The following is a 20,533-nucleotide window of genomic DNA, read 5'->3' on the forward strand; positions in this document are numbered from 1 at the left end:
GGTCGCCCCTCAGCGGATGAGCCGGGTCGCCGTGTCCCAGAGCCGGTCGGCGTTGTCGGCGTCGACCGCCCACGCCGCCACCCCGCCGCCGAACAGCTCCGACGACCCGGCCAGCACGGGCGCTTCCGCGCAGTCCTCGAAGTAGCGCCCGCCAATCCCCTCGACCAGCGGCGACGCCGCCAGCAGCACCGACGTGGCCGCGCCCTGGGGGATGGTCTTGCGCTTCTCCACGGGCGTGCGCAGCCCGCCGGTGTGCTTCTGCAGGCCGGTCGCGATGGCACCGGGGTTCACCGCGTTGGCCAGGATCCCGTCGTCGGCCCAGTGCCGGGTCACGCCCACCGCGAGCAGCACGTCGGCGGTCTTCGACTGGCCGTAGGCGAGCCACGGGTCGTAGGCGCGGTGCTGGAAGGCCAGGTCGTCGAGGACCACGTCGGAGAAGTGGTGCGCGTTCGAGCTGAGCGAGACGACCCTGGCGCCACCGGCTTCCGCGAGCGCGGCGCGCAGGCCCGTGGTCAGGGCGAAGTGGCCGAGGAAGTTCGTGGCGAACTGCACCTCGTGGCCCTCCGCGGTCAGCCGGAGCTCCGGGACCGCCATGATCCCGGCGTTGTTGACGAGCACGTGCAGCGGTCCGGTCCAGTCGCGGACGAACGCCGCCACCGACGAGGGGACGGCGAGGTCCAGCGGCCGGGAGCCGACCAGCGGGTTGCCGGTCTGCTCGGTGATCAGCGCGGCGGTCTCCGGCCCGTCGCGCCGGACCGCGAGGACGACCTCCGCGCCGGCGGCGGCCAGCGCCCGCGCGGTCTCGACGCCGATGCCCGACGACCCGCCGGTCACCACCACCCGCCGCCCGGTCAGGTCGACGCCCGCCAGCACGTCGTCGGTGGTCGAGGAGAAGCCGAAGGAAGTGGTCATGGGGCCAGCGTGCGCCGGGCCGGACGGCGCAGCCAGTGCCCCGCCGATCCTGGTGCCCGCAGGGACAGGACCGGCGCGCGGAGCCGGGTTACTGTCGATCCATGGCCCTTGGCGACTACCTCCGGGCGCGGCGGGAGCTGGTCCGCCCCGATGACGTCGGACTGCCCGCGGGGGAGCGGCGCAGGGTTCCGGGTCTGCGGCGCGAGGAGGTCGCGCTGCTGGCGGGCATCAGCGCCGAGTACTACCTGCGGCTGGAGCAGGGCCGCGACCAGCACCCGTCCGACCAGGTGCTGGACAGCATCGCGACCGCGCTGCGGCTGGATGCGGAGGCGTCGGCCTACCTGCACGACCTGGCCCACCCCGTGCCGCCGAAGCGGCGGCGGCCGAAGCCGGAGAGGGTCGGCGCGGGCGTGCGGAACCTGATCGACAACTGGACGACCACGCCCGCGTACGTGCAGGGCAGGAGCATGACCGTGCTCGCGGCGAACCCGCTCGCCATCGCCCTGTCCCCGTTCTTCGCGCCCGGCGTGAACACCCTGCGCGCGGCCTTCCTCGAACCGGGCATGCGGACCTTCTACCGCGACTGGGACGGGATGACCGCCAAGGTCGTGCCCTACCTGCGGTCCCTGCTCGGCACCGACGTCGACGACCCGCGCCTGGTCACCCTCATCGGCGAGCTGAGCCTGCGCAGCGACCGCTTCCGCACCCTCTGGGCGCGCCACGACGTCCGCCGGAAGGCCAGCGGCCTGACCCTCCTGCTGCACCCGCAGGTCGGCCCGCTCGACCTGCGCTACGAGAAGTTCGCCCTGCCCGAGGCGGACCAGGTGCTGATCACCTACCACGCGGACCCCGGTTCGGAGTCCGAGGAGCGCCTGCACCTGCTCGGCACACTGGCCAAGGGCACTATGGGCGCGTGATCGATCCTCGACGGCTGCCGGTGCTGCGCGCACTGGCCGACCACGGCACCGTGACCGCGGCCGGGAAAGCGCTGCACCTGACCCCGTCGGCGGTGTCCCAGCAGCTCACGGCGCTGGAAGCCGAGACGGGGCAGGAACTGCTGCGCAGACGGGGCCGCCGGGTGTCGCTGACGGCCGCCGGCGAACTGCTCGTCGGCCACGCCAACGCGGTCGCCGCCGAACTCGAACGGGCCCAGGCGACCCTGGCGTCGTTCGCCGAGGGGACCGCGGGCCAGATCAAGGTGGCGGGCTTCGCGTCCGCGATCAGCCAGGTCGTGGCCCCCGCCATCGCCGCGCTCCGCCGCACCGCACCCGGACTGAAGGTCGTGGTGCGCGACGTCGAGGGCCACGCCAGCCTGCCGCTGCTGCTCGACGGCGAGATCGACCTCGCGATCACCGAGGAGTACCGCCCCGACGACCTGCGCGTCACCAGGTTCCCCCTCTACGCGGAACCCTTCGACGTCGTCGTCCCCGCCGACCACCGGCTGGCCGAGCGCGTCACCATCGACGTGCGCGACCTGGCCGACGACGACTGGGTCGCCCCGCTGCCCGGCAACCCGTGCCGCGACGTCGTGACGCTCGCCGTGCCGCACGCGCGGATCGTGCACACCTCGGACGACTTCCGCGCCGTGGTGGCACTGGTCGCGGCGGGCGCGGGCGTCGCGCTGGTACCGCGCAACGCGCTCACCGACGTGCCCGGCGCGATCGTCGTGCCCGTGAGGGGCACGCCGCCGTTGCGCCGGGTGTACGCCGCGATCCGCCAGGGCAGCGAGGACCACCCGCTGGTCAAGGCCGTCGTGGACGCCCTAGTGCGGAGCCCGGGCGGCGATCTTCGCTGACGCCGGGTCGTGGGCGCCGACCGCGCCGCGGGCCGCGAGCTGGCAGACGTCGAGGCTGGTGGAGGCGAGCTTGGCGCCGACGGTGGCCAGTGCGGTGTGGTTCATCGACAGGCTGGTCACGCCCATCCCCGTGAGCACGCAGGCGAGCAGCGGGTCGGCCGCCGCCTCGCCGCACACGCCCACCGGCGTGCCGGTGGCGACGCCGACCTCGCCGACCAGGTTGATCAGCCGGAGCAGCGCGGGCTGCCACGGGTCGTTCAACGCGGCCACGGCGCCGAGCTGGCGGTCGGCCGCGAACAGGTACTGGGCCAGGTCGTTCGTGCCGAGCGACACGAAGTCGACGACGGCGGCGATCTCGCGCGCGGTCATCGCCGCGGCCGGGATCTCGATCATCACGCCCGCCCGTGCGATGCCCGCGGCGCGGGCGCGCTTCACGAACCACGCGGCCTCGGCGGCGGTGGCGACCATGGGGGCCATGACCGACACGTCGGCGCCGGAGTCCTTCGCCGCCAGGGCGATGGCTTCGAGTTGCCGGTCGATGATCTCCGGCCGGTCGAACGCCACCCGCACCCCGCGCACGCCGAGCGCCGGGTTCGGTTCGGGCTCCGGGGCGAGGAACGCCAGCGGCTTGTCGGCGCCCGCGTCGAGCGTCCGCACGACCACGGGCTTCCCGGCGAACGGGGTGAGCACGGCCGCGTAGGCCTTGCGCTGCTCCTCGACCGTCGGTTCCTCGGTGGCGGACAGGAAGCAGAACTCGGTGCGGAACAGCCCGACACCTTCGGCACCCGCGGCGGCGGCGGCGGCAGCGTCGGCCGGGGAGCCGACGTTGCCGAGCACCTTCACCCGGTGGCCGTCGCGCAGGATGCCGACGCCGTTCCAGGCGGACTTGCCCGTGCCGGCCGCGGCGCGCACGACGCCGTCGGACTCGCGCACGACGCCGGTGTCGCCGTCGACGGCGAGCGAGGTCGGGTCGAGCGCGAGGATCCCGCGGCACGCGACCACGGCGGGGATGCCGAGCGAGCGGGCCAGGATCGCGGTGTGCGAGGTGGGGCCGCCCTCCTCGGTGACCAGCGCGAGCACCTTGGCCGGGTCGAGGCCCGCGGTGTCGGCGGGGGCGAGGTCGCGGGCGACGAGCACGCTGGGGGAGTCGAGGTCCGGCACGCCGGGGGCGGACAGGCCGAGGAGTTCGGCGACCAGCCGGTCGCGGACGTCCTGCACGTCGCGGGCACGTTCGGCCATGTAGCCGCCCGCGTTCCGCAGCATCGTGATGAAGCCGCCCGCGGCCTGGTGCACCGCTCGCGCGGCGGGCAGGCCCTCGTCGGTGACGAGCTTCTCGGCCTGCGCCAGCAGGGACGGGTCCAGGGCCATCGCCGCGGTCGTCTCCAGCACGGCCTTGGCGTCGCCCTCGACCGTCGCGGCGCGCGCGTTCAGCCGCTGCGCCACCACGTCCGCCGCGGGCCGGATGCGCGCGGCCTCGGCCGCCGCGTCCGCGGGCGGCGGTGTGGCCGGGGGCTCGCCCAGGGGTTCGGCGACTCGGACAACGGGGCCGGAAGCCCGACCGGAACTGACACCGACACCGCTCAGACGCGCGCTCGACATGGTCTAGACCATACCCTTCGGATCGGTGGCGATTCCGCACAGTGTGACGTGGACACCAGGTGTCCGACAGCCAACACGGCGGTGCGGCGCGGCACCAGACACCCGCTGTTAACGATCCGCCCGCGACGGCAGCACGTCGGCCGCGAGCGGGTACGACGGCTGGGCGCCCGAGCTGGTGACGGAGGTGGCCGCGACGCGGGCCGCGTACCCGGCGGCCGCCACGAGCCCGTCGCCCGTCGCGAGCCGCGCGGCGAGCGCGCCCGCGAAGGCGTCGCCCGCGCCGGTGGTGTCGACGGGCGTCACCGCGGGCGCGGGCACCTCGACCACGCCGTCCGGCGTGACGACGGCGGCTCCGCGCGCGCCGAGGGTGACGACGGCGGAACGCGGACCGAGGTCGAGCAGCGCCTCGAACGTCGGCGCCAGCTGCGCGGCCTCGTGCTCGTTGACGATCAGCGGGTCCAGCAGCGCCAGGGTGCCGGGTGACAGCTCGGCGACCGGCGAGAGGTTGAGCACCGGGCGGATCCCGTGGCGCGCGGCCCAGGCCACGGCGTGCTCGACGGTCGGCACGGGCACCTCCAGCGAGCACACCAGCACCGCGAACCCGGCCGCCGGGACGGCGTCCACATCGGACGGCGCCACGTCGCCGTTCGCGCCGGGCGCCACGACGATCGCGTTCTCGCCGTCCGGGGTGACCGTGATGTAGGCGATCCCGGTCGGGCGGTCGGACGTGCGCACGAACCCCGTGCCGACGCCGGAGGACGTGAGCGAGTCGCGCAGCAGCGCGCCGTACTGGTCGGAGCCGACGGCGCCGAGCAGGTCGACCGACCCGCCGACCCGCGCCGCGGCGACGGCGGTGTTCGCGCCCTTGCCGCCGGGCATGACCGCGGTGTCGCCGCCGAGCACGGTCTCACCGCCCGCGGGCCGCCGGGCGACCTCGACGACGAGGTCCGCGTTGGCCGACCCGAGTACCAGTACGGAGCTCATCCACCCGAGGATGCCAGGCGCGGGATCGGGCCGGTGACCACATCGTCACGCGTGTTGAGTAGACGTACGGATCCGAACGGGACGTCCGGGGCCCACGCTGGTCGCATGACTGGAGCAGACCCGCTGTTGAGGCTCGCCGACGAACTGGGCGAGCTCGGTCGCAAGCTGGGCGACGTCGGCATGGAACTGCGCAGGCTCCAGGTCGCGCCCGTGCGTCCGGCGCCGACCGCCGCGCAGGACCCCGCGCCCGCCCAGCCGACGACGCCACCGCAGCCCGTCGTGCCGGTCCAGCAGGCCGCACCGGTCCAGCCGGTCCAGCCGGTTCCGGCCCAGGCTCCGGTCTACGGACCCGCGACGCCGCCGCGGCCGATGCCCGTTCCCGTCGCCACGGCCTGGCGCCCGCCGGTCGCGCCGCCGCCCCAGCAGCACTGGCCGGTCCAGCCGATGCCGCCGCCGGTGCCGCGCCGCACGCTGCTCGACCGGCTCGGCGAGGACGGCGCGGGCAGCAGGCTGCTCGCCTGGGTCGGCGGCGTGGTCACGCTGCTCGGCGTCGTGCTCCTGCTGGTCCTGGCCGTGCAGCGCGACTACCTCGGCCCGCTGCCCCGCGTGCTCGGCGGCGGCGCGCTGGCGCTCGTCCTGATCGGCATCGGGCTGCGCCTGCACCGCAGCGAGACCTCGCGGACCGGCGCGTTCGCGCTGGCCGCGACCGGTGTCGCCGCCCTGTACCTGGACGTGGTCGCGGCCACCAGGATCTACGACTACCTGCCGGAGTGGGCCGGTCTCGGCGTCGGCCTGGTGGTCGCGCTCGGCGGTCTGCTGCTGGCCATGCGCTGGGACTCCCCGACGTTCGCCATCGGTGTCGTGCTGGCCTGCGCGGTCCTCGCGCCGATCCTCACCGGTGGCTTCACGCCGCTGCTGGTCGGCTTCCTGCTCGTCCTCAAGACCGCCGCGAGCCCGGTGCAGTGGCGCCGGAACTGGCCGTGGCTGGCCATCGCCGCCGGTGCTCCCGCGGTGCTCGGCTCGCTGCTGGCGATCGGGTTCGCCGTGGAGGCGGAGAACCAGGCCCCGACGGCGGCGATCATCCTGCTGACCGCGGTGGTCGGCGTGCTGAGCGCGCTGATCTCGGTGCGCCGCCGCCCCGACGACGTCGTGTCGGTGATCATGGTCGCCGCGTCGCCGGTGCCCGCGCTGCTCGCGACCGCGCTGCTCGACAAGACCTGGGCGACCGCGATGACCGGTGCCGTCGCGGTGCTGATGATCGCGCTGTGGGCGGTGGGCAGGACGTCGCTGCCCAAGCGGTTCGTGCTGGCCGCCGGGGTGGTCGGCGTGTTCGCGCTGCTCCAGACCACGGCCATCGCCCTGGACGGCAGCGCGCGGGCCGCGACCGTGCTCGTCGAGGCGCTGCTGCTGCTGTTGCTGGCCGACCGGACCGCTTCGCGCGGCCCGCTGCTGGGCGGCGCGGTGTTCGCCGGTCTCGGCCTGCTGCTGGCCGTGGAGGCGATCCCGCCGCGGCTGCTCGCGTACGCGCCGGACCTGGAGATCCGCACGGCGGGCACGCTGGTGGGCGCCATGCTGACCGCGCTGGTCCTCGCGCTGGTCGCCGTCGCGCTGCCGTGGGCCGCCGCCCGGCGCGGTGTCCTCGCCGAACCGGGCAAGAGCCCGGTCGCGCTGGTGGTCGCCGGGCTGGTGCTGCTCTACGCCGCCGCCGCGTTCGTGCTCTGCGCCGCGCTGCTGGTGTCGCAGACGCCGTCCGGGTTCCTGTTCGGGCACACGGTCGTCACCGTGTCGTGGACGGTGGCCGCGCTCGTCCTGCTCGTCCGGGGGATCGACGTGCTGCCGCTGCGGATCGCCGGGCTGGTGCTGGTCGGGGCTGCCGTGGCGAAACTGGTGCTGTTCGACCTCTCGGCGCTCGACGGGATCGCCAGGGTGGCCGCTTTCATCGGTGCCGGATTGGTTCTGCTGACGGCGGGCACGCGCTACGCCAAACTGGTGGCGATCCGCAGGAATCCGGCGAATTCGTAGTGGACCGGGCGCGAAATGCCCACCTTTCCGGACGTGTGGTGGTATGTCTCGTGCAGTCGGGGTTCGACCAACCGGTGCAACGCACCGGGAGGGGTCCGGCGTCGGTCGTTTCGCCCCCCGAGCGACCGGCGCCGGGCACACCGCGGGTCGCGGTGAACACCTTCACCCGACCGGGTTGTGAAACCACCCGGTCGACGGACGGGAGTGGATAGCCCCGAGCCGCGGGTGGTCCCATTCGCGCATGTGGGCGCAGAGCACGGTCGGACCCCGCCGACTCGGTACGGCCTTCTTCTCCTTCGCCGCGCTGTTCGCGCTGTCCGCGGGTCCGGTGGTGCTGGCGGGCGGCCCGCCTCCCGCGGTCGACCCGGCGGCCAGCGGCCCCTCGCCCCAGGCGTACGTCGTCGGCCGCTCGGGCCAGGTGCAGGTCGTGGACACGGTGCGGGGCGAGGTGCTGGCGACCGCCAGGACCGGTGGCCGCACGACCGGCATCGCGGTGGCGCCGGACGGCGGGCGCGTCTACGTGGTCAACGGCTGGACGGGCGTGATCACCGCGATCGACCCGGTGAGCGGCGCCGTCGTCGGCAGGCTCGAAACGGGCGCGCAGCTCGCGCAGGCCGTGATGCGCCCGGACGGGCAGCGGCTCTACGTCACCGGCAACTCCAGCGACGGCGGCACGGTCGTCGTGGTCGACCCGACGACGTTCACGCTCGCCGCCGTGGTCCCGATCGGCGGCCAGGTCCAGGGCATCGCGATCAGCCCGGACGGCCGGATGCTCTACGTGGCCGGAGCCCAGGACGGCACGGTCGCGCTCGTGGACGCGCTGACCCTGACCCGGCGGGCGACCGTCGAGGTGGGCGGGATGCCGCAGCACGTGGCGGTGAGCCCGGACGGGTCGACGCTGTACGCCAGCGTGCTGCACATCGGCGCGCGGAGGGCGAGCGCCGGGCTGGTGGTCGTGGACGCGAAGCGGCGCACCCGGCTCGCGGAGATCCCGGTCGGCAGGGGCGCGGGCGGCGTCGCGGTCACCCCGGACGGGTCGCGGGTGTACGTGGCGCTGACCGGGCAGCGGGCCGTCGCCGTCGTGGACACGACGACGCGGGCGCTGCTGCGGACGCTGCCCTACGACGCGCGCGGGCTGTCGAACGCGCCCGGCGACCGGCGGATCTTCCTGGCCACCGGGTCGACGACGACGGTGCTGGACGGGTCGGACGACACCGAGCTGGCGAGGTTCGACCTCGACGAGGCGGAGCTGCCGGGGATCACCGGCAGGCCCACCGCGTTCGAGGCGACGATGGTCGCGTTCGCCCCGACCCCGCCCCACCCCGGCTGACGTCAGCCCAGCGCGGGCACCGACACCCCGATGCCGCCGCGCAGGTCGGCGCCGTAGGAGTCGACCTCGGCGTCCAGGTCGAGCGGCCTGGCGGCCTTGTCGGCGCGCAGCTGGTCGGTCAACCGGTCGGCGGGCACCAGCCAGCAGACCTCGAACTCGATGCCGTCGACGTCGCGGGCGTAGAGCGCCTTGGTGGTGCCGTGGTCGGACTCGCCGACGAGGGCGCCGTGCTGCACGAGCCTGGCGCGGATGGCGCGCAGCTCGCCGAGCGTGTCGACCTCCCACGCGAGGTGGTAGAGGCCGACCGCGGAGCTGCCCGCGGGGGAGTCGGCCGCCTGGGCGCCCATGGCGAAGAGGCCGAGGTCGTGGTCGTTGGTCGATCCGGCGGCCTGGAGGAACGCGGCCTGGCCGGGCATCTCCATGACGATCTTGAAGCCGAGCACGTCGCCGTAGAACGCCACCGCCTTCGTGACGTCCCGGACGTACAGCACGGCGTGGTTCAGGCGCTGGATCGGCATGACGGGCTCCCTATAGTTGAATCCTCAACCATCAAGGTACTTCCTGGTGGTTGAGGATTCAACGGGGTGAGACCTAGTGCACCGACTCCGGGGTGCGCTCCCGAGCCGCGGGTTCGTCCTCGTCGCCCACGTCGCCGCCCTCGTGGATGGCCATCCGCTCCTGGATCCGGCGCAACGGGCCGGGAGCCCACCACGCCGCGTTGCCGAGGAGCTTGAGCACGGCGGGCACGAGCAGCATCCGGACGACCGTCGCGTCCAGCACCAGCGCCAGGATCATGCCGACGCCGACGAACCGCATGATCGTGATCTGTGAGAACGCGAACGCGCCGATCACGACGCTCAGCAGCAGCGCGGCGGCGGTGATCACGCGCCCGGTCTTGGCCAGCCCGGTCGCGACGGCGTCCTCGCTGCTCGCGCCCCTGTTGCGGGCCTCGACCATGCGGGACAGCAGGAAGATCTCGTAGTCCGTCGACAGGCCGAACACGATGGCCGCCATCAGCACGACGATGCCCGACTCCAGCGGCGACGGCGTTACGCCGAGCAGCGAGGCGCCATGGCCGTCCTGGAAGATCCAGACCAGCACGCCGAAGGTCGCCGACAGGCTCAGCGCGCTCATCACGATCGCCTTGAGCGGCAGCACGACCGAGCCGAACGCCAGGAACATCAGCACGAACGTCGCGCCGACCAGCAGCAGGACCATCCACGGCAGGTTGGCCGCGATGGCGTCCAGGCTGTCGGACACCAGCGCGGTCGGACCGCCGACCAGCACCTCCGAGCCGCTCGGCACGTCCAGCGCGCGCACGTCCTTGAGCGCCTGCTTGGCCTGGTCGGAGTGCGCGTCACCGCCGTCGAGGCCCGCGGCGGCGACCCACACGCCGTTCTTCGGCTCCGAGGTGGCCTGCGCGGTGTCGACGCCGGACACGTCGGAGACCTTCGCGAGGTAGGACTGGACGGCGGCGGGGTCGGGGTCGCCGGAAATCACGATCTTGAGGCCGTTGGCCGACAGCGCCGAGAAGTCGGAGTTGATCGTCTCGGCGGCGACCCGCGAGGAGTTGCCCTCCGGCAGGACCTTCTCGGTGACCGCGCCGAACTTCACGCCGAGGAACGGCGCGCCGAGTGCGAGCAGGACACCGATGATCGGCACCGCGAACAGCACCGGGCGCTTCATGACCCGCCTGCCGAGCCGAGCCCAGCCGAGCCCCTCCTCGCCCTTCGCGGCGCGCTTGCGCCACGGCATCGCGAACTTGTCGACGCGGTGGCCGAGGACGCCGAGCAGCGCGGGCAGCAGGGTGAGCGAGACGACCGCGGCGATGGCCACGGCCGACATGCCGCCGTAGCTCAGCGACTTGAGGAAGCCCTGCGGGAACAGCAGCAGACCGGCGAGGGCGATGACCAGGATCGTCGAGGAGAACGCCACGGTCCGGCCCGCCGAGGTGACCGTGCGGCGCACGGCGTCCTCCACGCTGCGGCCCGCGGCGAGCTCCTCGCGGAACCGGCCGACCATGAAGAGGCCGTAGTCGATGGCCATGCCGAGGCCGAGCAGGCTGGCGACGTTGACGGCGAACGAGTTCACGTCGGCGCCGAGCGACACGGCGTGCAGCACGCCGAGCGAGCCCATGATCGAGAGGCCGCCGACGAGCACCGGCAGCGAGGCCGCGATGAGACCGCCGAAGATGACGATCAGCAGGAGCAGCACGATGGGCAGCGACACGGCTTCGGCCTTGGTGAGGTCCGACGCGGTGATGTCGTTGATCGCCTTCTGGGTGGGCGTGAGGCCGCCGACCAGCGACTCGACGCCGTCCACGGCGAGCTTGTCGGAGATCTGCTGGAACTGCTTGATCTGCGCGTTCGAGTCGCCGGCCTGGAGGGTGATCGCGGCCAGCGCCTTGCTCTTGTCGGCGTTGGCGAACGTCGGCAGCCGCGTGTTCCAGTAGGAGGCGACCTGCTTGACCGCGTCGCCGGGCAGCCCGTCGAGCTGCGCGGTGATCTTCGCGGCGAACTCGGGGGAGTCGACGGTGGTGCCCTGCGGGGCCGTGTAGATGACGATGACGTCACCGCCCTGGCGGCCGAACGCGTCCTGCGCGACCTGGTTGGCCCGCGCCGCCTCGCTGCCCGGCGCGTCGTAGCCGCCCTGGCTCAGCTTGTCGAAGACGCCCAGCCCCCAGATGCCGCCACCGACGGACAGCAGCACGATCGCGATCAACACCACCCAACGGCGGTGATAGGCCAGCGAGCCCCACTTCGCGAACAAGGTCGTCCTCCTAGGCTGAATGGCGTTACGGTTCCGCGAACGGCGTCGGCTTGGTAAACACCGTTCACCGAACTTGCCTGACGGTATGCCGGCAACACAGGCGTGAACAACCCGATGGGGTGAACATATGTCCCAGACCACGCACCGTGAACGGCTCCGTGCGGAAACCGAGCGTGATATCCGGCGGCAGGCTCGTGCCCTGCTCGTGGACCACGGACGTGAGGCCGTGACGCTGCGTGCCATCGCTCGGGAGGTCGGCATCACCGCCCCGGCGCTGTACCGCTACTACGACTCGCGCGAGGACCTGCTGCGCCGCCTGTGCGACGACATCTGCCAGGACTTGGAGGCGGAGCTGTACGCGGCGCTCGCCCCGTTCGGCGAGGGCGGCGGGCACGAGGAGGTCTACGCGGTCTGCCGGGGCTTCCGGCGCTGGGCGCTGGCCCACCCGCAGGAGTTCTCGCTGGTCTTCGCGTCACCCGAGAACGTCATCGGGACGGTCGGGCCCGACCGGCTGAAGGTCGGCGACCAGTTCGGGAAGGTGTTCCTGGAGGTCGCGGGCAGGCTGATCGTCAAGCACGAGCACCCGCGCGGCGAGGAGTTGCCCGAACCGCCGGAGGTGCTGCACGCCGACCTGCGGGCGTTCCGGCAGGGGATGATCGGCACGGTGACCGCGCGCGGCGTGGAGGTGGACGAGGAATCGCTGCGCCTGGGCACGCTCTTCCAGATCCTCCAGTCGTGGGTGCGGCTCTACGGGCACGTGGCGCTGGAGGTGTTCGGGCACTTCCCGGTGGCCGTGTCCGACCCGGAGCCGATGTTCGACGCGATGCTCGCGAGCCTCCTCGTCTCCATGGGCATCGAGGAGTGACGGCGCGGGGTGCCCGTGGACACCCCGCGCCCCCGGCTCTACAGCACGATGTTCACCAGTCGGCCGGGCACGACGATCACCTTGCGCGGCGTCCCGCCCGCGACCAGCTCGGCGATCTTCTCCTCGGCCAGCGCCGCGGCCTTGACCTCGTCCTGACCGGCCGTCGCGGACACCGTGATCCGCGCCTTGACCTTGCCGTTGACCTGGATCGGGTACTCCACCGAGTCCTCGACCAGGTACTTCTCGTCGGCCTTCGGGAACGGCCCGTGCGCCAGCGACCCCTCGTGGCCCAGCTTGGCCCACAGCTCCTCGGAGATGTGCGGGCTCAGCGGCGCCAGCATCTGCACCATCGCCTCGGCCAGCACCCTCGGCGTGCCGGTCGCGCTGTACGCCTTGGTGACGTGGTTGTTCAGCTCGATCAGCTTCGCGCCCGCCGTGTTGTAGCGCAGGTTCACGAAGTCGTCGTGCACGCCCGCGATCGTCTTGTGCAGCGCCCGCAGGGATTCCTCGGGCGCGGCGTCCTCGACGACCCGCAGCTCACCGGTGTTCTCGTCGACCAGGTTGCGCCACAGCCTCTGCAGGAACCGCTGCGCGCCGACGACGTCCTTGGTCGCCCACGGGCGGGACACGTCCATCGGGCCCATCGACATCTCGTACATCCGGAACGTGTCCGCGCCGTAGTTCTCGCACATCTCGTCCGGCGTGACGACGTTCTTCAGGCTCTTGCCCATCTTGCCGTACTCGCGCTTGACCTCTTCGCCGTTGAAGAAGAACTTCCCGTTCTCCTCCACGACCTCGTCGGCGGGCACGTACGTCTCGCGCTTGTCCTGGAACGCGTACGCCTGGATGTAGCCCTGGTTGAACAGCTTGCGGTACGGCTCGTCGCCGGACACCTGGCCCAGGTCGAACAGCACCTTCTGCCAGAAGCGGGAGTACAGCAGGTGCAGCACCGCGTGCTCGACGCCGCCGATGTACAGGTCGACGCCGCCGGGGTCGTTCGCGCCGTGCTCCGCGGTGCGCGGGCCCAGCCAGTACTGCTCGTTCTCGGCGTTGACGAACCGCTCGGACTCGGTCGGGTCGACGTAGCGCAGCTGGTACCAGCACGACCCCGCCCAGTTGGGCATGGTGTTGAAGTCGCGGCGGTACTTCTTCAGGCCCTCGCCCAGGTCCAGCTCGACCTCGGTCCAGTCGGTCGCGCGGGACAGCGGCGGCGACGGCTCGCTGTTCGCGTCGTCCGGCTCGAAGGTGCGCGGCGAGTAGTCGTCCACCTCGGGCAACTCGACCGGCAGCATGGAGTCGGGCAGCGGGATCGGCGTGCCGTCCTCGTCGTAGACGATGGGGAACGGCTCGCCCCAGTACCGCTGGCGGGAGAACAGCCAGTCGCGCAGCTTGTACTGGACGGTGCCGCGGCCGTGGTCGTTCTCCTCCAGCCAGGTGATCATCGTGGACTTGGCCTCCTGGATGGCCATGCCGTCCAGGAAGCTGCTGTTGATCGCGGGCCCGTCGCCGGTGAACGCCTCGCCCTCGAAGCCCTCGGACGGCTGAACGGTCCGGATCACCGGCAGGTCGTACGCGGTCGCGAAGTCCCAGTCGCGCTGGTCCTGGCCGGGCACCGCCATGATCGCGCCGGTGCCGTAGCCCATCAGCACGTAGTCGGCGATGTAGACCGGGATCTCGGTGCCGTTGACCGGGTTCTTGGCGTACGCGCCGGTGAAGACGCCGGTCTTCTCCTTGTTCTCCTGGCGGTCCAGTTCGGACTTCAGGGACGCGGCCCGCCGGTACGCGGCGATGTCCGCGGCCCGCTCGGGAGCCGCGATCACGTCCACCAGCGCGTGTTCCGGCGCCAGCACCATGTACGTCGCGCCGAACAGCGTGTCGGGACGGGTCGTGAAGACCTCGATCTCGTTGGCGCCGACCGGGAAGCGCACGCGGGCGCCGTTGCTGCGCCCGATCCAGTTGCGCTGCATGGCCTTGACCTTCTCCGGCCAGTCCAGCCGGTCCAGGTCGTCGATCAGCCGGTCGGAGTACGCGGTGATCCGCATCATCCACTGGCGCAGGTTGCGGCGGAACACGGGGAAGTTGCCGCGCTCGCTGCGACCGTCGGCGGTGACCTCCTCGTTGGCCAGCACCGTTCCCAGGCCGGGGCACCAGTTCACCGGCGCCTCGGACAGGTACGCCAGGCGGTGCTCGTTCAGCACCTTGCGCTGCTCGGCGCTCGTCTGGCTCGCCCACGGACGACCGTCCGGCGTGGGCCGGGTCCCGTCGGCGAACTGGGCTTCCAGCTCGGCGATCGGCCGCGCCTTGCCCGCGTCGGCGTCGTACCAGGAGTTGAAGATCTGCAGGAAGATCCACTGCGTCCACTTGTAGTACTCGACGTCGATCGTGGAGATCCGGCGCCGCTCGTCGTGCCCCAGCCCCAGCCTGCGGATCTGCCGCAGGTAGGTGGCCATGTTGTCCTCGGTGGTCTTGCGCGGGTGCTGGCCGGTCTGCACCGCGTACTGCTCCGCGGGCAGGCCGAACGCGTCGAAGCCCATCGTGTGCAGCACGTTGCGGCCGTTCATCCGGTGGTACCGGGCGAAGACGTCCGTGCCGATGAAGCCCAGCGGGTGGCCGACGTGCAGCCCCGCGCCCGACGGGTACGGGAACATGTCCTGCACGAACAGCTTGTCCGCGGGCACCGGCTCACCGGTGGACAGCGGGCCGACCGGGTTCGGCGCGTGGAACGTGCCGTTGTCCTCCCAGTACTGCTGCCAGCGCTTCTCGATCCGGCCTGCCAGTTCGGCCGTGTAGCGGAAGGCCGGGGTTTCCGCGGCCGCGTCCGTGCTCATCGAACGTCCCTCTCCATCGATTTCCTGCCCCTGACACGACGAAACCCCTCAGCCTTCAGTGGCATGAGGGGTGGCCGCGCCGACCGGCAAGTCGGTCAGCGCGGCTGGACAAGGAGCAGGCAGGCCTTGCTCATGGCCTTACGGTACCCGGTTGACCACGGCGGGCGAAAAGGACATCGACGTCGACCTTCACCGAGATGTCCCGCGTGACGGCCAGTTCGGCGGGATTCCCGCTGCTCGCCACCCCTGCCTCGGCGTAGGTGTCGCCGCTGAGGACGTAGCAGCGCACGACCGGGGTACCGCCTTTCGGAGCCTCCACGATCCAGTACACCGGAATTCCAGCGGCGGCGTAGGCGGCGGGCTTCTCCAGCCGGTCGCTGTTCGCGGTGGAGGGTGACAACACCTCGACGACCATCTCGACGTCATCGGACGACGTGCTGGTTCCTTCCGAGGGAACGCAGATCGTGAGGTCCGGGATGTAGCCGCTCTGCCCGACGCGAACGCCGATCGCCGAGTACGCCTCCAGACCCGCCGGGGCGACCGCGTCGTCGAGCAAGGTCTGCAAGCGATCTGCGATGCGCTGATGGGGGACCGCCGGTGCGGCGTTCACGCGGAACCGCCCGTTGACGAGCTCAATTCGACGTCCTTCATGCGGTTCGAGGCTTTCCCAGTCGGCCAGGGTGTAGCCCTCGAGACGACGCGCTGTGCTGCTCATGACCATCACCACCTCACCGGTATCGACCCCTGATCCCGCTCCTTGAGTGTGACATGGGCCCGCACCACCCGAATGGTTTGCGCCACACCTGATCGGGGGGATTGCAACTCGGGTGGACCGCCCACCTACCCTCGAAGGCGTGAACATCGTGCTGCCTGTGGTGCTCGGTTCGATCGGCGTCTTCCTCGGGTTGATCGGCTACCTCGGGTTGAGCGGGAAGTTGCCGCGCAACCGCTACGTCGGCGTCCGCACCGCTCCGGCGATGCGCGACGACGAGGCGTTCCAGCTCGCCAACCGGGTCGCCGGTCTGCCGAACGTCGTCGCCGCGATCGTCGCGGTCGGCGCGGGCACCGCCGCCGCCGTCAACCCGGACGCCGCCCTGACCGTCGGCCTGGTCGGTGTCGTCGGGGCCGTCGCGATCACCATCGCGGGCACCGCCGTCGGGCACCGCGCCGCCGAGGCGATGCCCGAGCCGGAGGCCCCGAAGGGCTGCGGTGGGTGCGCGTGCGCCGGTGGAGGGTGCAGCACGTTCTCGCGGGCCTGATGTTTCACGTGAAACATCAGTTCTGGTGGACGTCGGCGGGATAGGTCGCCAGCAGTGCCGTCGGCATGCCCTGACGGCGCAGCACCCGCCCCCACAGGTCGACATCGGACGGCGTCAGGACGTCGTCCGGCAGACCGGGGACCACGATCCAGTCGCCGCGGTCGATCTCACCGGCCAGCTGCCGCGACCCCCAGCCCGCGTAGCCCGCGAACACCCGCATGCCCCGGACCTTCGCGACGAGCACCTCCGGATCGGCGTCCAGGTCGAGCAGCGCCACCGGCCCGCGCACGCCGACCACACCCTCCAAAGTGGACAGGTCCTCGCCGGTCCGCAGCGCTGCCAGGCACAACGCGGTCTTCTGCTCCACCGGTCCACCGATGTAGACGGCCTGCGGGCGCGTCACGTGCGGACCCCAAGCGGGCAGCACGTCGTGCACCGCCACCTCGCTGGGCCGGTTCAACACCACCCCCAGCGTCCCCTCGCCGCGGTGGTCGATCAGGTAGACGACGGTCCGCTGGAAGTTCGAGTCCGTGAGCGTCGGCGCCGCCACGAGCAGGGAACCAGGTTCGACTTCTGCATCAGGGCGCACCAGCACATGATTTCACCCGAACCCCCGCGATGTGTGTCACACCTTTCGCGGAACATTCGCGCCCCTTCGGTCGTTGGAGGACTCGTTGGATGCCTTCGAGTCCCCCGGGCCCACTCCACTGCCTTCTCGGAATACCGGTTCGGCCGGAGCCGGGTTGTGCACCACGCCGAGAGGCGACCTGGGCATCCGATCGACTAGGCCGGACCTCCGGGTTCGGCCTTTGTCGTGTCCGGGGGTCCCGGCCGGGCCGCCGAACGTTCGACTCGGGGTGTCCCGAGGTTCGACTCGGAGTGTCTGAGTGTTCGACACGGGGTGTCTGGGGGTTCGACACGGGGTGTCTGGGGGTTCGACTCGCGCGGGGTCGGTGGGGTGGTCCGGACGTAGGGTGGCGGCGTGACGACGGTCGGCAGTGCCGCGGCGAGGCACCACCTGGGCGTTCGCCGCCTGCTCGCCGTTCCCGGTTTCCGCAGGCTGCTGATCAGCAGGCTGGCCTCGCAGTGGGGTGACGGCCTGTTCCAGGCCGGTCTCGCGGGTGCGGTCCTGTTCAACCCCGAGCGCCACGCCGATCCGGCCGCGGTCGCCGCCGGGTTCGCGGTCCTGCTGCTGCCGTACTCGATCGTCGGCCCGTTCGCGGGCGCTCTCCTGGACCGGTGGGACCGCCGTCGGGTGCTGGTGATCGCGAACCTGACCCGCTGCGTGTTCATCGTCCTGACCGCCGTCGCCGTCGGCGCGGGCATGTCCGACGTGCCCCTCTACGCCGCCGCCCTGATGGTCACCGGCATCAGCCGGTTCGTCGGGTCGGGGCTCTCCGCGTCCCTGCCGCACGTCGTCGAGGAAGACCACCTCGTCGAGGCCAACGCCTTCGCCACCACCCTCGGCGCCCTCACCGCCGTGCTGGGCGCCGGGTCCGCCGTGGCCTTCCGCACGATCCTCGGCGAGGGCGACGGCGGATCGGCGCGAACGACCTGCGTGGCGATCGTCGGCTCGCTGCTGGCCGCGTTCATGGCCAGCCGCTTCAAACCGGGCGTCCTCGGCCCGGACGAGGTCGTCGAGCCCAACCGCACGATCACCGCCGTCGCGATGGGCCTGCTGGACGGCGCGAAGGCGGCGTGGCGGACGCCCAGCGTCACCGGCGTGCTGGTCGCTCTGCTGGCGCACCGGGCGGCGTTCGGCATCTCGTTGCTGCTCACGCTCCTGCTGATGCGCTACAGCGTCGACACCGGCATCGCCGGGCTCGGGCAGATCGCGGTCGCGGGCGGGGCGGGCATCCTGGTCGCCGGGATCATCACGGACCGGGTCGTGGACGTGCTGGGGCGCAAGCTCGCCGTGTCGGCGGCGCTGGTGCTGGCCGCCGCCGCGCAGCTGGGCCTCGGGCTGCCGATGCTGCTGCCGACGATCCTGGCCGGGTCGTTCGTGCTGACGTTCGCGGGCCAGGTCGTGAAGCTGTGCGTGGACGCGGCGGTGCAGGGCGAGATCGGCGACGAGGTGCGCGGCCGGGTGTTCGCGCTCTACGACACGCTGTTCAACGTGACGCAGGTGGCCGCCGTGTCGGTGGCGGCCGCCGTCGTGCCGATCGACGGCCGCTCACCCGCCCTGATCGTCGCCGCTACCGCGCTCTACCTCGTGGGACTCGGCGGGTACCTGCTGATGCTGAGGCGGTCACCGCGGTAGCGGCAGCCGGATGATGCCGGTCTCGTGGGCGAACACCACGGCGGCCATCCGGTCGCGCAGGTCGAGCGCCCGGAGGATGGCGACCACCTCCGCCGCGACCTGCTGCTGGGTGATCGCGAGCACCCTCGCTATCTCGTGGTCGGCCAGCCCCCGCGCCAGGCAGCGCAGCACGGAGCGCTGCTGCTCGTTCAGCGCCGAGGCCTCCTCGGTCGGGACACCGCTGTCCGCGGACAGCCCCCATGTGTTCATCGGACTCCACCCCCAGTGCGCGACGGATGCGCACTGGGTCATGGTCCCGCAACTCGCTGTCATATCGCTAACGCGGTGGACCCGTCTCAACACGCAGGGTCACGAACCGGTCATTCGACGGGCGGTTCCACGCCCTCGGAACGCGCCCAGGCGTACAGCTCGGCGATGGCCTCGTCGTGGTCGAGGGGCCCGCGGTCGAGCCTCAGCTCCTTGAGGAACTTCCACGCCTTGCCGACGAACGGGCCGGGGGGCAGGCCGAGCAGGCGCATGATCTCGTTGCCGTCGAGGTCGGGCCGGACGCGCTTGAGGTCCTCCTCGGCGCCGATCCGGGCGATGCGCTCCTCCAGCTCGTCGTAGGTCCGCTGCAACGAGCTCGCCTTGCGCTTGTTGCGGGTCGTGCAGTCGGCGCGCACGAGCTTGTGCAGCCGGGTCAGCAGGTGCTCGGCGTCGGTCACGTACCGGCGCACCGCCGAATCGGTCCACTCGCCCTTGCCGTAGCCGTGGAACCGCAGGTGGAGGTACACGAGCTGGGCGACGTCCTCGGTGATCTCCTTCGAGTACCGCAACGCCCGCAAACGCTTGCGCACCATCTTCGCGCCGACCACCTCGTGGTGGTGGAACGACACCCCGCCGCCGTCCTCGAACCGGCGCGTGTCCGGCTTGCCGATGTCGTGCAGCAGCGCCGCCAGCCGCAGCACGAGGTCGGGGGACAGCTCCGGGTCCTCCAGGTCGATGGCCTGCTCCAGCACCACGAGCGAGTGCTCGTAGACGTCCTTGTGCTGGTGGTGCTCGTCGATCTCGAGCTTCATCGCGGTCAGCTCGGGCAGCACGAGGTCGGCCAGCCCGGTCCTCACCACCAGCTCCAGGCCCAGTCGCGGGTACGCGCCGCACAGCAGCTTCGACAGCTCGGCCTGCACGCGTTCGGGCGTTATCCGGGCGAGCTGGGCGGCCATCGCGGTCATGGCCTCGACCACGCGCGGTGCCGGGGTGAAGCCCAGCTGGGACACGAACCGGGCCGCGCGCAGCATCCGCAGCGGGTCGTCGGCGAAGGACTCCTCGGGCGTGGCGGGCGTGTCGAGCACCTTCGCCGCCACCGCCGCCATGCCGCCGGTCGGGTCCACGAACGTGCGCGACTTCACCTCGAACGCCATCGCGTTGACGGTGAAGTCGCGGCGCACGAGGTCGCCCTCGATCGAGTCGCCGAAGGTGACCTCGGGGTTGCGGGTGACGCCGTCGTAGCTGTCGGCCCGGAAGGTGGTGATCTCCACGGTGTCGCCGTGCTTGGTCGCGCCGAGGGTGCCGAACGCGATGCCGGTGTCCCAGATCGCGTCCGCCCACCCCTTGAGCAGCGCCTGCACCCGCGGGGGCCGCGCGTCCGTGGTGAAGTCGAAATCGGTGGTCCGCCGGTCGAGCACGGCGTCCCGGACAGTGCCCCCGACCAGGTACAGCCGGTGTCCGGCCGCGGCGAACCGCTCGGCCAGTTCGTCCACTGCCTTGGGCACCTTGAGCAGTTCCACCACCGCATTGTCCTGGGTGGTGGGCGCGTTGTCGTTCACGAGCGGTCGGGGCACGGGGAGCCAGGGTATAGGCACTCGGAGTTGATCACTCAGCGCATTTGCCGGGCAACGTCCTGTCATGTCACCTCGCCACTACCATCGGCA

The 20,533-nt window shown here is 71.9% G+C and carries 17 protein-coding genes; 7 read left to right on the forward strand and 10 right to left on the reverse strand.

The window, feature by feature from the left end:
• Positions 1-9 precede the first annotated feature (9 nt).
• A complete protein-coding gene (locus tag RM788_RS24930) occupies positions 10-912 on the reverse strand; it encodes an SDR family NAD(P)-dependent oxidoreductase (RefSeq protein ID WP_315934169.1) in 903 nt (300 codons plus the stop codon).
• A gap of 101 nt (positions 913-1,013) precedes the next feature.
• On the opposite strand from RM788_RS24930, the gene RM788_RS24935 reads away from it, so the two are divergent.
• Together RM788_RS24935 and RM788_RS24940 are read left to right on the forward strand one after the other, a co-directional pair.
• Positions 1,014-1,829, forward strand: coding sequence for a helix-turn-helix domain-containing protein (locus RM788_RS24935; protein ID WP_315934170.1), 816 nt, complete (start codon positions 1,014-1,016; stop codon positions 1,827-1,829).
• The gene (locus tag RM788_RS24940) at positions 1,826-2,707 is read left to right on the forward strand and encodes a LysR family transcriptional regulator (RefSeq protein WP_315934171.1); all 882 of its coding nucleotides are present in this window, start codon (positions 1,826-1,828) and stop codon (positions 2,705-2,707) included. Before RM788_RS24935 ends, RM788_RS24940 begins: the two co-directional genes overlap by 4 nt.
• Here RM788_RS24940 and RM788_RS24945 read toward each other — a convergent pair.
• Both RM788_RS24945 and RM788_RS24950 read right to left on the reverse strand, forming a co-directional pair.
• Entirely contained in the window at positions 2,675-4,306 is a 1,632-nt protein-coding gene (locus RM788_RS24945) for a phosphoenolpyruvate--protein phosphotransferase (RefSeq protein ID WP_315934172.1), read from the reverse strand. The two genes, RM788_RS24940 and RM788_RS24945, sit on opposite strands and share 33 nt — an antisense overlap.
• A gap of 108 nt (positions 4,307-4,414) precedes the next feature.
• Positions 4,415-5,290 carry a ribokinase gene (locus RM788_RS24950; protein WP_315934173.1) on the reverse strand — a complete coding sequence of 292 codons (876 nt, stop codon included), beginning with the start codon at positions 5,288-5,290 and terminating at the stop codon, positions 4,415-4,417.
• Between the two features lie 105 nt (positions 5,291-5,395).
• On the opposite strand from RM788_RS24950, the gene RM788_RS24955 reads away from it, so the two are divergent.
• Positions 5,396-7,312: a DUF2339 domain-containing protein gene (locus RM788_RS24955; RefSeq protein WP_315934174.1), complete on the forward strand. Its 1,917-nt coding sequence runs from the start codon at positions 5,396-5,398 to the stop codon at positions 7,310-7,312.
• A gap of 241 nt (positions 7,313-7,553) precedes the next feature.
• Complete coding sequence (locus RM788_RS24960) at positions 7,554-8,642, forward strand: cytochrome D1 domain-containing protein (protein ID WP_315934175.1); 1,089 nt, start codon at positions 7,554-7,556, stop codon at positions 8,640-8,642.
• A gap of 2 nt (positions 8,643-8,644) precedes the next feature.
• On the opposite strand, the gene RM788_RS24965 is transcribed toward RM788_RS24960, so the two are convergent.
• Together RM788_RS24965 and RM788_RS24970 are read right to left on the reverse strand one after the other, a co-directional pair.
• Positions 8,645-9,160 carry a VOC family protein gene (locus RM788_RS24965; protein ID WP_315934176.1) on the reverse strand — a complete coding sequence of 172 codons (516 nt, stop codon included), beginning with the start codon at positions 9,158-9,160 and terminating at the stop codon, positions 8,645-8,647.
• A gap of 73 nt (positions 9,161-9,233) precedes the next feature.
• A complete protein-coding gene (locus RM788_RS24970) occupies positions 9,234-11,411 on the reverse strand; it encodes an MMPL family transporter (RefSeq protein WP_315934177.1) in 2,178 nt (725 codons plus the stop codon).
• Between the two features lie 127 nt (positions 11,412-11,538).
• Here RM788_RS24970 and RM788_RS24975 point away from each other — a divergent pair, with 127 nt between their 5' ends.
• The gene (locus RM788_RS24975) at positions 11,539-12,276 is read left to right on the forward strand and encodes a TetR/AcrR family transcriptional regulator (RefSeq protein WP_315934178.1); all 738 of its coding nucleotides are present in this window, start codon (positions 11,539-11,541) and stop codon (positions 12,274-12,276) included.
• 38 nt (positions 12,277-12,314) lie between these two features.
• Here RM788_RS24975 and leuS read toward each other — a convergent pair whose 3' ends face one another.
• Entirely contained in the window at positions 12,315-15,104 is a 2,790-nt protein-coding gene (gene leuS / locus RM788_RS24980; RefSeq protein WP_315934179.1) for a leucine--tRNA ligase, read from the reverse strand.
• 130 nt (positions 15,105-15,234) lie between these two features.
• On the reverse strand, positions 15,235-15,825 hold the full coding sequence (locus RM788_RS24985) for a Uma2 family endonuclease (protein WP_315934750.1): 591 nt from the start codon (positions 15,823-15,825) through the stop codon (positions 15,235-15,237).
• Positions 15,826-15,958: 133 nt separating this feature from the next.
• On the opposite strand from RM788_RS24985, the gene RM788_RS24990 reads away from it, so the two are divergent.
• Positions 15,959-16,363, forward strand: a complete 405-nt coding sequence (locus RM788_RS24990) for an SdpI family protein (protein ID WP_315934180.1) — start codon at positions 15,959-15,961, stop codon at positions 16,361-16,363.
• A 16-nt stretch (positions 16,364-16,379) separates the two neighbouring features.
• On the opposite strand, the gene RM788_RS24995 is transcribed toward RM788_RS24990, so the two are convergent.
• Entirely contained in the window at positions 16,380-16,952 is a 573-nt protein-coding gene (locus RM788_RS24995) for a YqgE/AlgH family protein (RefSeq protein ID WP_315934181.1), read from the reverse strand.
• Between the two features lie 393 nt (positions 16,953-17,345).
• Between RM788_RS24995 and RM788_RS25000 the strand changes: the two genes are divergently transcribed.
• Complete coding sequence (locus RM788_RS25000) at positions 17,346-18,623, forward strand: MFS transporter (RefSeq protein ID WP_315934182.1); 1,278 nt, start codon at positions 17,346-17,348, stop codon at positions 18,621-18,623.
• Here the strand turns inward: RM788_RS25000 and RM788_RS25005 are convergent.
• Both RM788_RS25005 and RM788_RS25010 read right to left on the reverse strand, forming a co-directional pair.
• On the reverse strand, positions 18,612-18,872 hold the full coding sequence (locus RM788_RS25005) for a LuxR C-terminal-related transcriptional regulator (protein ID WP_315934183.1): 261 nt from the start codon (positions 18,870-18,872) through the stop codon (positions 18,612-18,614). The genes RM788_RS25000 and RM788_RS25005 overlap by 12 nt on opposite strands.
• 110 nt (positions 18,873-18,982) lie before the next feature.
• Entirely contained in the window at positions 18,983-20,509 is a 1,527-nt protein-coding gene (locus RM788_RS25010) for a CCA tRNA nucleotidyltransferase (RefSeq protein WP_399344715.1), read from the reverse strand.
• Positions 20,510-20,533 lie beyond the last annotated feature (24 nt).

The organism is Umezawaea sp. Da 62-37 (assembly GCF_032460545.1).
In the GTDB taxonomy this organism is placed as follows: domain Bacteria; phylum Actinomycetota; class Actinomycetes; order Mycobacteriales; family Pseudonocardiaceae; genus Umezawaea.